Here is a 14,118-nt window from a genome sequence, read left to right as displayed (position 1 = left end):
TTATGAAATTGGATTGGCGTGAAATAAGGATATTATTATCGGCTGTCATAGTTTTGACTATGGCAGCTTGTACCACGCCAACTGGACCTGCACCTGTCTCTTCTATCTCTGTTAGTCAAAAAAACAAACCCTATCCCGTAAAATTGACGGGCAAGAAATACAAAGTTAAAAAAGGAGATACGCTCTATTCAATTGCTTTTGCTGCGGGGATGTCAGCGAAAGAACTCTCTAAAATCAATAAGATAAAACCGCCTTATATTATTTATCCTGGTAAGTGGCTAAGCTTGGTGAATGAAAAACCATCTATTAAGATAGTCAAAAAAAATGAAGTGTCAAAAAAATGGCAAAAAAAGCTTGATCGTCAAAATAAAGACACGTATTCTAAAAATGTAATTAAGCCAAAACGCTCTACAACAAAACAGACGAAGTCAGTGAAAGTTGTTTCGACTGTTAAAAAGAAAAGCAATTACGCTAAGAAAATTTCAAAATGGATTTGGCCAGCGAAAGGGCGTGTAGTATCGGCGTACTCTGCCACCAAGCAGGGAAACAAAGGGATAGATATAGCAGGATTAAAAGGAAGCAACATTGTTGCTTCTGCGGCGGGCAAAGTTGTTTATGCTGGCAATGCGCTAAGAGGTTATGGAAACTTGATTATTATCAAGCATAACGATAATTACTTAAGTGCATATGCACACAATGACGCAATTTTTGTCAAGGAAAAACAACGGATTAAGCAAGGGCAAGTCATTGCCAAGATGGGGAACACAGAGTCGGAACGTGTTCAACTTCACTTCGAAATTCGGTTCCGCGGTAAGTCGGTTAATCCAGCAAATTATCTTCCTAAACGATAACTCAATTAATTATGCGCTTGTTCAATGAGCCGTCATTGTGTGTAAGCTATCAGGGAGAATATTATGGGACGTAAAACTGCAACCACTACTGCACAAACTGTAGAAACAGAAAAATCAAACCACTTAGATGCAACTCAAATCTATTTGAGTGAAATTGGTTTCTCACCTTTATTAACTGCTGAAGAAGAAGTTTATTACTCTCGTTTAGCGCTGCGTGGCGATGCTGCTGCACGACGTCGAATGATTGAAAGTAACTTACGTCTTGTTGTTAAAATCTCTCGTCGTTATTTAAATCGCGGTCTTGCTTTACTCGACTTAGTGGAAGAAGGAAATCTTGGCCTGATCCGCGCGGTAGAGAAATTCGATCCAGAGCGAGGCTTTAGATTTTCGACTTACGCGACATGGTGGATTCGTCAAACAATTGAACGCGCTATCATGAATCAAACTCGTACTATTCGTTTGCCAATTCATGTGGTTAAAGAGCTAAATATTTATTTGCGTACAGCCCGCGAGTTAGCACAAGAGCTAGATCACGAGCCTACTGCAGAAGACATTGCTAACAAGTTAGACAAGCCAGTGAGCGATGTGAGTAAAATGCTTAAACTCAATGAAAAAGTCTCTTCAGTGGATTCACCTATTAGCGGCGCTAACGAAAAGGGCTTATTAGATATTGTTTCAGCGGGTGACCATTACTCTCCGGAACCAACCATGATGAAAGAAGACATTAATGAAAGTCTTGTTCGTTGGTTAAATGAGCTCAATACTAAACAACGTGAAGTACTAGCACGTCGCTTTGGCTTACTTGGCCATGAGCCATCAACGCTAGAGGTCGTTGGTAAAGAAATTGGTTTAACACGTGAGCGTGTTCGCCAAATTCAAGTGGAAGCATTAAAGCGCATGCAGGACATTATGAAGAGCCAAGGCTTATCTATTGAAACTCTGTTCCCTGCAGGCTCATAATTTTACCAAGTTTCGAACTAATTATTAAAAAGCCAGTGAATAAATCACTGGCTTTTTTGTTGCCTATTTTCAGGCTGGATTATTTCACCTGCGCTTTGAGTGAATAAAGCAGATTAAGTGCTTCTTTTGGTGATAGCTCGTCTGGATTAATCGCCTTAATGTCATTGATCAATTGTTCATTTTTATTGTCTTCGACTATCGTTGGCATCGCCATTGAAACGTCACTGGTTTGTTGGCCGCTTAGCTCAAGTTCAGTAAGTTTTGCTTTGGCTATTTGCGTAACAACTTTTGGGATCCCTGCCAGTTGAGCTACTTGAATGCCATAACTCTTGTTAGCCGCGCCATCGGCGACGTGATGTAAAAAAGCGATGGATTCTTCATGTTCAATCGCGTCTAAATGAACATTAGCTACTTGTGATAGGTGCTCAGATAATTGCGTCAGTTCGAAATAATGTGTGGCGAACAGCGTTAGTGATTTTGATTTGGTCGCAAGGTAATGAGCCGATGCCCAAGCTAGGGACAAGCCATCGAAGGTGCTGGTACCACGACCAATTTCATCCATTAATACCAAGCTGTATTCTGTCGCATTGTGAAGAATATTAGCCGTTTCCGTCATTTCTACCATAAAGGTCGAGCGGCCACTGGCTAAATCGTCTGATGCGCCAATACGCGTGAAGATACGATCGATGTTGCCAATAAAGGCAGTGTCGGCTGGTACATAAGAGCCGATATGAGCCATTAAACAAATCAGTGCAGTCTGGCGCATATAAGTAGACTTACCGCCCATGTTTGGACCTGTGATCACTAGCATTTGGCGCTCTGGATCTAGTTTCACTGGATTGGCGATAAATGGGGTGTCCATGACTTGCTCGACAACTGGATGACGAGCTTCGGTTAATGAAATGCCTATGCCATCATGAAAACTTGGGCGATTATAATTCAGATCTAGCGCGCGTTGAGCGAAGTTGTTAAGTACGTCTAGTTGTGAGAGCGCACTTGAGGTGTTTTGTAAGGCGGCTAGCAGTGGCATTAGTTGATCAAATAGTTGCTCGTACAGTAGTTTCTCTAATGCTAACGCTTTACCTTGGCTGTTAAGTACTTTGTCCTCGTGCTCTTTGAGCTCAGGAATAATAAAGCGTTCGTTATTTTTAAGCGTTTGACGGCGAACATAGTGCACAGGCGCCTGTTGTGCCTGCGATTTACTAATTTCGATGTAGTAACCGTGGACTTTATTGTAGCCAACTTTTAGTGATGACAAGCCCGTTGCTTCACGCTCCCGCTCTTCTAATTCTTCAACATAATCAGTAGCGCCTTTACTTAGCGCGCGCCATTCATCCAGCTCTTCATGATAGCCTGGAGCAATCACACCGCCATCGCGGATTAGCGTTGGTGGATTATCGACGACGGCGCGGCTTAGTAAGTCAAATAATTCTGGGTATTCTTTGATGTCGCTTGATAGCTTGTTTAAGCGATTACAATCGCTGTTTTCCGTCAGCAGTTTTTGAATAGCGGGCAAGCATGATAGTGCTTGGCGTAACTTGGCAAAATCGCGCGGTCGTGCAGAGCGCAGTGCCATACGCCCTAAAACACGCTCGATGTCACCAACGTGCTTTAAAACATCGCGGATCGGTTCGATGTTTTGTTGTTCAATTAATGAAGCAATCGCGCTATGGCGTTGACTGATCAGGTATTGATCGCGCGATGGTTGGTGGATCCAGCGCTGCAATAGACGCGAACCCATCGCAGTTGCTGTTCTATCTAGCACCGACATTAAAGTATTGTCGAAACCGCCACTGATATTTTGGGTAAGCTCTAAGTTGCGGCGCGTTGCCGCGTCTAAAATGATGCACGCATTTTGATTGGTAAGTTTTATCTGCCTGATCTGTGGCAGTGCAACTCGCTGTGTGTCGTTAACGTATTGCATTAAACAACCAGCGGCAATTAATGCAACTTTGGCATCTGCGACACCAAAGCCATCGAGGCTATCAGTTTTAAATTGTCGGTTGAGCAATTCGTTGGCGGTATCTAAATCAAAATCCCATGCAGGACAGGCGCGAAGTCCACTGCGCTGACCGAGTAATTCGACGTTTTCCCATTGCTCAATATGTAATATTTCTGCTGGGTTAGTGCGGTGTAATTCCGACTCAAACTGCTCGGTAGTCGTTAACTCACTAATGTTAAATTCACCACTTGCCACATCTAAGGTGGCAAAACCAAAGACTGATTTCTGCTCATAGATACAAGCAATGATATTGTCTTTGCGATCGCCAAGTAGCGCTTCATCGGTAATAGTTCCAGGTGTCACAATGCGCACAACTTCGCGCTCCACCGGGCCTTTACTCGTTGCTGGATCGCCAGTTTGCTCACAAATCGCAACGCTTTCACCTAAATTGACTAGCTTCAATAAATAGTTATCAGCGGAGTGATAGGGGATCCCCGCCATCGGAATCGCATTGCCGCCCGTTTTCCCGCGCGCCGTTAAGGTAATACCTAATAGCTCTGCTGCTTTTTTTGCATCGTCGAAAAACAATTCATAGAAATCTCCCATACGATAAAAAACCAGCGTATTAGGGTGCTCATTTTTGATGGTGAGATACTGCTGCATCATCGGAGTATGAGAAGACATTGTTTCAGGCGTTAGGATAGGCGTGCTCATAAAAAATGGGACTATTTTACTGTAAAAAATTATCGGCTAAGGATACGCGAAAGCGCCCCAAACAGAAAGAGCTATCACGGAATTTGAGTGTGCGAAGGCATGGAAAATAAGATGATAGTTTGATGTAACCAGTAAAATGAAAAACTACTGGATGAAGTTATACAGTAGTTTTCTTTTAAGTACTGAGTGATATTTTTCTGTTTAAAGTTAAAGTTCATAAAAACAATGCTTTATGTTATTTGTTCGGAGTATTTTAAAATTTAATAAAAAAAAACTTGATACTGTATGACTGTACAGTATACTAATTTGCATTAACTAAAGTTACAGAATTTATTACGGAGCAATTGATGGACGCTAACAAAACAAAAGCACTTGAAGCCGCCTTGGGTCAAATCGAAAAACAATTCGGTAAAGGTTCTATTATGCGCTTGGGTGAAGCGAGAGCATTAGATATCGAATCAGTGTCAACTGGTTCACTTGGTCTTGATATCGCTCTTGGCATAGGTGGTCTACCAATGGGTCGTATCGTTGAAATTTACGGTCCTGAGTCTTCGGGTAAAACAACGCTAACACTTCAAGTTATCGCTGAAGCGCAGGCTAAAGGCAAAGTATGTGCGTTCGTTGATGCTGAGCACGCATTAGATCCTGTATATGCGACTAAGCTTGGCGTTGATATTGATTCACTATTAGTTTCTCAACCAGATACTGGTGAGCAAGCGCTTGAAATCGTAGATATGCTAACGCGCTCTGGTGCTGTTGATGTCATTATTGTCGATTCGGTTGCTGCGTTAACACCAAAAGCTGAAATTGAAGGCGACATGGGTGATTCACACATGGGTCTACAAGCTCGTCTAATGTCGCAAGCATTACGTAAGTTAACTGCCAACATCAAACGCTCGAACACATTATGTATTTTCATTAACCAAATTCGTATGAAGATTGGTGTGATGTTCGGTAACCCAGAAACTACTACTGGTGGTAACGCACTTAAATTCTACTCATCAGTTCGTTTAGATATTCGTCGTACAGGCGCTGTTAAAAATGGTGATGAAATCGTTGGTAATGAAACTCGCGTTAAAGTTGTTAAGAACAAAGTTTCTCCTCCATTTAAACAAGCTGAGTTCCAAATCCTTTACGGTGAAGGTACTTCTAAATACGGTGAGTTAATTGACTGGGGCGTGAAAGAGAAGCTAGTTGAAAAAGCCGGTGCTTGGTATAGCTATAAAGGTAGCAAGATAGGCCAAGGTAAAGCAAACAGCATCAACTTCTTAAAAGAAAACCCTGAAGTATGTAATGAATTAGAAAACTTACTTCGTGATGCGCTATTAATTAAGCCAACGGATCAGCCTGATGAAGAGCCGTTAGAGCAACCAGAAGAGTAAATTTTTACTCTTGAATATATGAAAGAGCAGCCAGTTGGCTGCTCTTTTTTTACGTCTTGCAACTCCTCAAGCATTTCTCCCATCAATAAAAAGATAAACTTGCCGCATTTTTTATGGCTATTTTTAAAATTTGCACCTTTGCGCTAGCTCAATTGGGGCTAGTGACCTTATAATGTGCGTTATTTTTATTATTAGTGAAGCAGTTCAGGAAAATCGCGATGCATATGACAACCGCAGAAATTAGAAAGGCGTTCTTAACTTATTATCAAAAGCAGCAGCATCAGGTTGTTGATAGCAGCTCATTAATTCCAGGTAACGATGCCACGTTATTATTCACTAACGCGGGTATGGTGCCGTTTAAAGACGTATTTATCGGTAGTGACAAACGCGATTACAACCGCGCGACCTCATCGCAGCGCTGTGTTCGTGCCGGTGGTAAACACAACGATTTAGAAAACGTTGGTTACACGGCTCGTCACCACACATTCTTTGAAATGCTAGGTAACTTTAGCTTTGGTGATTACTTCAAGAAAGAAGCCATTGCTTTTGCGTGGGATTTCTTAACTAATGAATTGAAACTACCTAAAGAAAAACTTTGGGTTACTGTATTTGAAGAGGACAGCGAAGCAGAAGCTATTTGGATTAACGAGATTGGTGTTGATCCTGCGCGTTTATCTCGCATTGGTGCCAAAGATAACTTCTGGTCAATGGGGGACACTGGTCCTTGTGGTCCTTGTACAGAGATTTTCTTTGATCACGGCGAAGAAGTTGCTGGTGGTCCTCCTGGTACGCCAGAAGAAGATGGCGATCGCTACATTGAAATCTGGAACTTAGTTTTCATGCAGTTTAACCGCCTAGCGGACGGAACCATGGAAGACTTGCCAAAACCGTCTGTTGATACTGGTATGGGTCTTGAGCGTATTGCGGCAATCATGCAAGGTGTTCATTCAAACTATGAAATCGACATCTTCCAAGGCTTAATCAATGCAGCCGCTAAGATTATTGGCACTTCAGATTTAGAAAATAAATCACTACGCGTTATTGCCGATCACATTCGTTCTTGTGCCTTCTTGATCAGCGATGGTGTGATGCCATCTAACGAAGGACGTGGCTATGTACTGCGCCGTATTATTCGCCGTGCTGTACGTCACGGTAATAGTCTAGGTGCCGACGGTTTATTCTTCTACAAATTACTTGATGAGTTAATCGTACAAATGGGCGATGCCTATCCAGAGCTTGAGAAGAACAAAGCGATTATCGTTAAACTATTAAAAGCGGAAGAAGAGCAGTTTGCTCGCACACTTGACCGCGGTTTAATGATCTTAAACGAAGCGTTAAAAGATCAAACTGGCAATGTTATTGACGGTGAGTTGGTGTTTAAGCTTTACGACACTTACGGTTTCCCAGCAGATTTAACAGCGGATATTGCACGTGAGCGCAATTTAGAGATCGATCAAGCCGGCTTTGAAAAAGCAATGGCTGCGCAACGTGAACTTGCACAAAGTGCTAGCAACTTTAGCGTTGATTACAACGATCAAGTAAAGCTCGACGGTGAAACCAACTTCTTAGGTTACACGGAAACTGAAAATAGCTCAGTTGTAACGACCTTAATCTTGGATGGCGATGAAGTTGATAGCTTAAGCGCTGACCAACAAGCGGTTGTCGTATTAGATGAGTCAGCTTTCTATGCTGAGTCAGGTGGTCAAGTTGGTGATACCGGTACCATTACGACTGACAGCGGTGTGTTCCAAGTAGAAGACACGGTTAAAATCGGTAAAGTATTTGGTCATCGCGGCGTAGTAGTGTCAGGCACTATTACTAAGGGCGGTAATGCCAAAGCTGAGATTGATGTTCAACGTCGTAACGATATCGCATTGAACCACTCTGTTACCCATATTCTTCACGCCGTATTACGTCGTGAATTAGGTGATCACGTAACGCAAAAAGGCTCTTTAGTTGAAGCTGACAAAATGCGTTTCGATTTCTCTCACTTTGAGGGGGTGACTAGTGACCAATTAGCCGAAGTTGAGCGCATGGTTAACGATCATATTCGCTTAAACGTGCCTGTAGTGACTAAAGAGATGGGGCTCGATGCAGCCAAAGAAGCCGGTGCTATGGCGCTATTTGGCGAGAAATATGATAACGACGTACGTGTTGTTAGCATGGGCGAGTTATCTGTCGAGCTATGTGGTGGTACTCACGTTAAGAATACTGGTGAAATTGGTTTATTTAAAATCACTTCAGAAGCTGGTATTGCTGCTGGTGTACGCCGTATTGAAGCGGTTACAGGCCAACATGCTATCAATGCAATTCAAGAGCAAGAAGCCAAGCTTGCAGCAGCTGCTAGTGTATTAAAAGCTGATAGTGCAAATATGCTTGATAAAGCACAGGCGTTAGTAGACAAAAACAAGCAGCTAGATAAGTTGGTTAACGAATTGAAGGCACAATTGGCGAGTCAACAAGGTGCAAACTTACTAGATAACGTCGTTGAAATTGGCGGTATTAAAGTATTGGTCGCGCAGCTAGATGGGGTTGATAGCAAAACACTTCGCGGTTCGGTTGATGAGCTTAAAAACAAACTTGGCAGTGGTATTGTTGTTGTTGGTGTAGCCGATGGCGCAAAAGTTAGCTTGGTTGCTGGTGTAACTAAAGACCTTACTGGTCAGGTGAAAGCTGGTGAACTTGTAAATATGGTTGCACAGCAAGTTGGCGGTAAGGGCGGTGGTCGTCCTGACATGGCAATGGCCGGTGGTAGTGATGCCGCAGCGCTTCCAGCTGCACTAGAGAGCGTAAACGCTTGGCTAACTGAGCGCCTATAACGCTTTATTAGCCTACTGATTTTAAAGGCCTCGAATAATTCGAGGCTTTTTTATTGCACAATGGAAACAAAAAAGCGAATAGACGGTCTATTACAATGTCGCATATGTGGCACCTTGCTCTGAATTTATCTCGTATTTAATGAGAAGAGTTTTTATTCAAGCTATTGATCTTGTTATCTATGGAGACAAGAGCAGGGGATTTTGTGATGAAGTGTTTAAAATTAAATCAATATTGTGCTAATTTTGTCTTTTTTCAAAAAAAAGTCCGCATGAAGTTTCGATCTAGTTATATAATTGAATTAAGCGATTAGATTTTTGTCGCGAGATTTTAATCCGGGGTCAATCGGAATCATATTACAGGAGTAATCTATGTTAATTTTAACTCGCCGTGTTGGTGAAACATTAATGGTTGGTGATGAAGTTACTGTTACCGTTTTAGGTGTTAAAGGTAATCAAGTTCGCATCGGTGTTAACGCACCAAAAGAAGTTGCTGTTCACCGCGAAGAAATTTATCAGCGCATTCAGCAAGAAAAATCGTCTGATGATGGCATGATGTAATCATCGATGAATAATGGAAGCATTTATGCTTCCATTTTTTTTGCCTTACTTCCCGTTATACAGCCATCATCATCTTCTAACTCTTTAATTAAATTTATTGTCTTTGACGCTAATTTAATCTCCTAATCCACCGATGTGATTCATATTTACGCCATTTGCTTAAAAACGATGCACTCGTCGAGTTTTCCCATAAAAACTGTTTGACTTATTTTATCGAGCCAGTATTATACGCCGCATACCGGAGAGGTGGCCGAGAGGCCGAAGGCGCTCCCCTGCTAAGGGAGTACGGGCTTTATATCCCGTCGAGGGTTCGAATCCCTCCCTCTCCGCCATTTATTACTTGTAATAAATAGTTAAAGTATAATGCGCATGTAGCTCAGCTGGATAGAGTACCTGGCTACGAACCAGGCGGTCGGAGGTTCGACTCCTTCCATGCGCGCCACTTTATCTCTTATTGTTTTTGATAAATGGGGCGATAGACCAGTCGTTGTTAGAAATAAGATGCGCGCATGTAGCTCAGCTGGATAGAGTACCTGGCTACGAACCAGGCGGTCGGAGGTTCGACTCCTTCCATGCGCGCCATTCTTACTTTCGTTTCTGATGCGCGCATGTAGCTCAGCTGGATAGAGTACCTGGCTACGAACCAGGCGGTCGGAGGTTCGACTCCTTCCATGCGCGCCATTTCTTTTTAAATTCTTAAATCTTCTCAAATAATAAATTTCCTCTTTGTCTTTAGTATAAGTTTTACTTTATATGTATTGGCGTTAGTTTTTGCCTTAGATGTTTACCGGTTTTGGTAAATGATTCTGTTTTTAGACTAACAATAAGGCTACTGCGTTTTGTTCGCGTCAGTTGCTATATTCCTTCAGGCTCAACGGCTCTTTAAATTCCAATCGCTAGCCAATGGTCGGAATGCGTTCTTGTACCGCTTCAAAACGTCCATTTGCATCCAAATCCTGTAAGTGGTGTAGGGCTCAGCCTTGCAGAAAGACCCAACAATTCTCAATAAATAACCTTCACTAAAGAGCAATAAGCCTTACAACTACTTCAAAAATTGGTCATACCTACTCACCACACAATGATAAATACGAGGGCCGATTGATGATCTATCGCATTTCATCGTGATTTTTTTGCCTAAATAGCAAATTTATCTATCTATTTTGAATTATTTCTATAAAACCGAAATTTTCTAACTTTACGTATAGGTAAAGTAATTTGTTGCTTATTTTTGTTTGAATAAATATGTCATTTATGTGACAAGTTTGTTTTCCAATTTAACATATCTATTTGAATCTATAGATTTATCCTTTGATTTGTCTATTACTAAAGGATGAGTGCAGAGAAGCGGACTTTCGTTTAAGTTTACCTAAACGTCAACTTTGTGAGTGGCTTCAATCTCATTGACGGAAACACAGTTAATTTGCTGTGGATCGTATTAAGTTGTTGATTTTATTGGTTAATGTCGGTTATTTGTCTGTGGTAAAGTTGTCATACCAATTGCTATTGCATCTGTTTTTAAGCACAGGTATAAATGTGTCGTCAAAGTTTTGCATTCGTAATAAAAATGTTAATTTCGAATGCTGTTAGTCATTAAATTGAATTTTCATGCGACTAAGTTGATTGTTTAGTTAGTTTTGTTGGTAAAAATTCAAATGACTGTTTAATTATTTGAGGTGAAAATCTGCTATGGATATTACACAAGCACTTTCTACTGCTGCCAATATCATGCTGCTCGGTATGGTATGTGTATTTACGTTTTTAAGTATCTTGGTTGTCGCAATTAAATTGCTAGAGCGATTTGCCGGTGGTGAGGTTGAGCAACCAACTGCACCTAAGCCAGTAGCGCCTGCGCAACAAGGTATTGATAACAACATAGTTGCCGCCATCAGTGGTGCCGTTCATCAGTATCGTCAATCAAATAAATAGTCACTCTGCTAGAAATAGGAATTGTTATGTCTAAACCTCTTGCTTTAACCGACGTTGTACTACGCGACGCGCATCAATCATTATTAGCAACTCGTTTTCGTCTGGAAGATATGTTGCCAATTGCTGAGAAGCTCGACAAAGTTGGCTTTTGGTCTTTAGAATCCTGGGGCGGAGCGACCTTCGATTCATGTATTCGTTATCTTGGCGAAGATCCATGGCACCGTATTCGCGAATTGAAAAAAGCGATGCCTAACACGCCGCAGCAAATGCTACTTCGTGGTCAAAACCTACTAGGTTACCGTCACTATGCGGATGATGTTGTGCGTAAATTCGTAGAGCGCGCTCACGAAAATGGTGTTGATGTATTCCGTGTCTTTGATGCGATGAATGATGTGCGCAACCTTGAGACTGCACTAAAATCTGTTGTTGAAGTTGGCGGTCACGCTCAAGGTACTATTTCTTACACCACTAGCCCTGTGCATAATTTACAAACCTGGTTAGATATGGCGCGCCGTCTTGAAGACATGGGAGCGCAATCGATTTGTATTAAAGATATGGCGGGTTTACTACGTCCATTCGATGCCCATGAGTTAATCACTAATCTAAAACAAACGGTTGATTTACCTATTGCGATGCAGTGTCACGCGACAACAGGTCTGTCGACTGCAACTTATCAAAAAGCGATTGAAGCTGGCATTGATATGCTTGATACCGCGTCATCTTCAATGAGTATGACTTATGGCCACACGGCGACTGAGACTGTTGTGGCGATGACGCAAGGCTCTGAATACGACACAGGTTTAGATCTTGAATTGCTTGAAGAGATTGCAGCGTATTTCCGCGACGTGCGTAAAAAATATGCCAAGTTCGAAGGTAGTTTACGCGGCGTAGATGGACGAATTCTATTGGCACAAGTACCAGGCGGCATGCTAACTAACATGGAAAACCAGCTTAAAGAGCAGGGCGCAGGTGACCGCATGGACGAAGTATTGTTAGAAATTCCTAAAGTTCGTGAAGATCTTGGTTACATTCCATTGGTTACTCCAACGTCGCAAATTGTTGGTACACAAGCGGTATTGAACGTATTAACTGGCGAGCGTTATAAGAGCATTTCGAAAGAAACAGCTGGCGTGCTTAAAGGTGAATACGGCGCGACTGCAGCACCTAAGAACGCTGAGTTACAAGCGCGTGTATTAGATGGCGCAGAAGAAATTACCTGTCGTCCAGCTGATTTAATCGACGATGAATTTGATGCACTATCGAGCGAACTTCAAGCGTTAGCTAAAGAGAAGGGCATCGAATTAAGTGAAAATGTCGAAGATGACGTTTTAACTTACGCGTTATTCCCACAAATTGGTTTGAAATTCTTAGAAAATCGCAATAATCCAGATGCATTTGAGCCGCATCCTGATAACGAAGTTGCCCCAGAGCCTGCGCCTGCAGCAGCTGCGCCAGCACAAAGTGGCGGCGTAGAGTCATATAGCGTGCGTGTTAACGGTCAAGCTTATCAGGTAGAAGTTGGTCCGGGCGGTGAAATTAGTGATATCCAAGTTGCAGCAGCCCCTGTTGCTGCCGCACCAGCACCGGTAGCAGGTGGCGAGCCGTTGGCTGCGCCATTAGCTGGTAATATCTTTAAGATCCTTGTTTCACCAGGTCAACAAGTTGCTGCTGGTGAAGTGGTGATGATCTTGGAAGCCATGAAAATGGAAACTGAGGTTCGTGCCGTTAACGCTGGTGTTGTTGGGCAAGTTAGCGTTAAAGAAGGTGACAGTGTGACTGTTGGTCAAACGCTGTTAACGCTGTAGAGAGGTTGTAATGGAAGGTTTAATGACATTGTGGAACGATACTGGCCTTGCCAATTTCGTTCCCGGTCAAATCGTAATGATGGCGGTTGGCGCCTTGTTATTGTATTTGGCGATAGCGCGTGGCTATGAGCCGCTGTTATTACTACCGATTGGTTTTGGTGCCATTTTGGCCAATATTCCAGCGGCGGGTTTTAACGATGAAGGTGGATTGCTGTGGTACGTGTATCACGTCGGCATTGAAACTGGTGTATTCCCATTGCTGATCTTTATGGGGGTTGGTGCGATGACAGACTTTGGGGCGCTTATTGCTAACCCTAAAATGCTGTTTTTAGGGGCCGCGGCGCAGTTCGGTATCTTTGCTACCTTGTTTGGGGCAATTACGCTTAACTTCATTCCTGGCTTTGAATTTACGCTAGCTGATGCTTCTGCTATTGCGATCATCGGTGGTGCCGATGGCCCAACGGCGATTTTCTTAGCGTCGCGTTTATCACCTGACTTACTCGGTGCGATAGCGGTAGCTGCGTATTCTTACATGGCACTGGTGCCAATTATCCAGCCGCCAATTATGAAAGCGCTAACATCGCAAAAAGAACGTGAAATCGTAATGGAGCAATTGCGTCCTGTTTCTAAGAAAGAGAAAGTATTGTTCCCATTAGCTGTGCTGTTTATGACAATCTTGTTCTTGCCTGCAGCAACCCCGCTAGTTGGTATGTTCTGTTTGGGTAACTTGATGAAAGAAGCTGGCGTGGTTGAGCGTTTAAGTAATACGGCGCAAAACGAGTTGATTAATATTGTTACTATCTTCTTAGGCTTAGCTGTTGGTTCTAAGTTATCGGCTGACAAATTCCTAACGATTGAAACGCTAGGTATTTTAGTCCTTGGTGCTGTGGCCTTTAGTATCGGTACTGCGTCTGGTGTAATGATGGCGAAGGTATTGGGTAAATTCTCGAAAACGCCAATTAATCCACTCGTTGGTGCGGCTGGTGTTTCGGCGGTACCTATGGCGGCACGTGTTGCCAATAAAGTTGGCTTAGAGGCTAACCCGCATAACTTCTTGTTGATGCACGCAATGGGCCCAAATGTGGCAGGTGTATTAGGTTCGGCAGTGGCTGCGGGTATTTTACTGGCGATTGTTGGTGGCTAGTCGTTTACGGCCAAATG

9 protein-coding genes and 4 tRNA genes are annotated in these 14,118 nt (G+C 42.7%); 12 read left to right on the top strand and 1 reads right to left on the bottom strand.

The window, feature by feature from the left end; translation table 11 throughout:
* The first annotated feature begins 2 nt into the window (after positions 1 to 2).
* Positions 3 to 851: a peptidoglycan DD-metalloendopeptidase family protein gene (locus tag MHM98_RS06020; RefSeq protein WP_239438365.1), complete on the top strand. Its 849-nt coding sequence runs from the start codon at positions 3 to 5 to the stop codon at positions 849 to 851.
* 63 nt (positions 852 to 914) lie between these two features.
* Positions 915 to 1,811 carry an RNA polymerase sigma factor RpoS gene (gene rpoS, locus MHM98_RS06015; RefSeq protein WP_239438364.1) on the top strand — a complete coding sequence of 299 codons (897 nt, stop codon included), beginning with the start codon at positions 915 to 917 and terminating at the stop codon, positions 1,809 to 1,811.
* Positions 1,812 to 1,890: 79 nt separating this feature from the next.
* On the opposite strand, the gene mutS is transcribed toward rpoS, so the two are convergent.
* The gene (gene mutS / locus MHM98_RS06010; protein WP_239438363.1) at positions 1,891 to 4,467 is read right to left on the bottom strand and encodes a DNA mismatch repair protein MutS; all 2,577 of its coding nucleotides are present in this window, start codon (positions 4,465 to 4,467) and stop codon (positions 1,891 to 1,893) included.
* A 347-nt stretch (positions 4,468 to 4,814) separates the two neighbouring features.
* Here mutS and recA point away from each other — a divergent pair, with 347 nt between their 5' ends.
* The 10 genes from recA (at position 4,815) to MHM98_RS05960 (ending at position 14,101) form a co-directional block, all read left to right on the top strand.
* Positions 4,815 to 5,849, top strand: coding sequence for a recombinase RecA (recA, locus tag MHM98_RS06005; RefSeq protein ID WP_239438362.1), 1,035 nt, complete (start codon positions 4,815 to 4,817; stop codon positions 5,847 to 5,849).
* A 218-nt stretch (positions 5,850 to 6,067) separates the two neighbouring features.
* Positions 6,068 to 8,668: an alanine--tRNA ligase gene (alaS, locus tag MHM98_RS06000; protein WP_239438361.1), complete on the top strand. Its 2,601-nt coding sequence runs from the start codon at positions 6,068 to 6,070 to the stop codon at positions 8,666 to 8,668.
* A gap of 369 nt (positions 8,669 to 9,037) precedes the next feature.
* Entirely contained in the window at positions 9,038 to 9,226 is a 189-nt protein-coding gene (gene csrA / locus MHM98_RS05995; protein WP_239438360.1) for a carbon storage regulator CsrA, read from the top strand.
* Positions 9,227 to 9,466: 240 nt separating this feature from the next.
* Positions 9,467 to 9,558, top strand: a tRNA-Ser gene (locus MHM98_RS05990).
* Positions 9,559 to 9,591: 33 nt separating this feature from the next.
* Positions 9,592 to 9,668, top strand: a tRNA-Arg gene (locus MHM98_RS05985).
* 63 nt (positions 9,669 to 9,731) lie between these two features.
* Positions 9,732 to 9,808 (top strand) — tRNA-Arg (locus MHM98_RS05980).
* A 22-nt stretch (positions 9,809 to 9,830) separates the two neighbouring features.
* Positions 9,831 to 9,907, top strand: a tRNA-Arg gene (locus tag MHM98_RS05975).
* Between the two features lie 1,005 nt (positions 9,908 to 10,912).
* A complete protein-coding gene (locus MHM98_RS05970) occupies positions 10,913 to 11,152 on the top strand; it encodes an OadG family transporter subunit (protein ID WP_239438359.1) in 240 nt (79 codons plus the stop codon).
* 26 nt (positions 11,153 to 11,178) lie between these two features.
* Positions 11,179 to 12,957, top strand: coding sequence for a sodium-extruding oxaloacetate decarboxylase subunit alpha (gene oadA / locus MHM98_RS05965; protein ID WP_239438358.1), 1,779 nt, complete (start codon positions 11,179 to 11,181; stop codon positions 12,955 to 12,957).
* A 10-nt stretch (positions 12,958 to 12,967) separates the two neighbouring features.
* Positions 12,968 to 14,101, top strand: a complete 1,134-nt coding sequence (locus tag MHM98_RS05960) for a sodium ion-translocating decarboxylase subunit beta (RefSeq protein WP_239438357.1) — start codon at positions 12,968 to 12,970, stop codon at positions 14,099 to 14,101.
* Positions 14,102 to 14,118 lie beyond the last annotated feature (17 nt).

This window comes from Psychrobium sp. MM17-31 (assembly GCF_022347785.1).
In the GTDB taxonomy this organism is placed as follows: domain Bacteria; phylum Pseudomonadota; class Gammaproteobacteria; order Enterobacterales; family Psychrobiaceae; genus Psychrobium.
Note: the sequence above shows the minus strand (reverse complement) of the source record. Positions and strands in the feature narration are given on the sequence as shown.

Coding starts and splice junctions, on each gene's coding strand:
- MHM98_RS06020 (WP_239438365.1), top strand. CDS start 3: ATGAAATTGGATTGGCGTGAAATAAGGATATTATTATCGGCTGTCATA.
- rpoS (WP_239438364.1), top strand. CDS start 915: ATGGGACGTAAAACTGCAACCACTACTGCACAAACTGTAGAAACAGAA.
- mutS (WP_239438363.1), bottom strand. CDS start 4,467: ATGAGCACGCCTATCCTAACGCCTGAAACAATGTCTTCTCATACTCCG.
- recA (WP_239438362.1), top strand. CDS start 4,815: ATGGACGCTAACAAAACAAAAGCACTTGAAGCCGCCTTGGGTCAAATC.
- alaS (WP_239438361.1), top strand. CDS start 6,068: ATGCATATGACAACCGCAGAAATTAGAAAGGCGTTCTTAACTTATTAT.
- csrA (WP_239438360.1), top strand. CDS start 9,038: ATGTTAATTTTAACTCGCCGTGTTGGTGAAACATTAATGGTTGGTGAT.
- MHM98_RS05970 (WP_239438359.1), top strand. CDS start 10,913: ATGGATATTACACAAGCACTTTCTACTGCTGCCAATATCATGCTGCTC.
- oadA (WP_239438358.1), top strand. CDS start 11,179: ATGTCTAAACCTCTTGCTTTAACCGACGTTGTACTACGCGACGCGCAT.
- MHM98_RS05960 (WP_239438357.1), top strand. CDS start 12,968: ATGGAAGGTTTAATGACATTGTGGAACGATACTGGCCTTGCCAATTTC.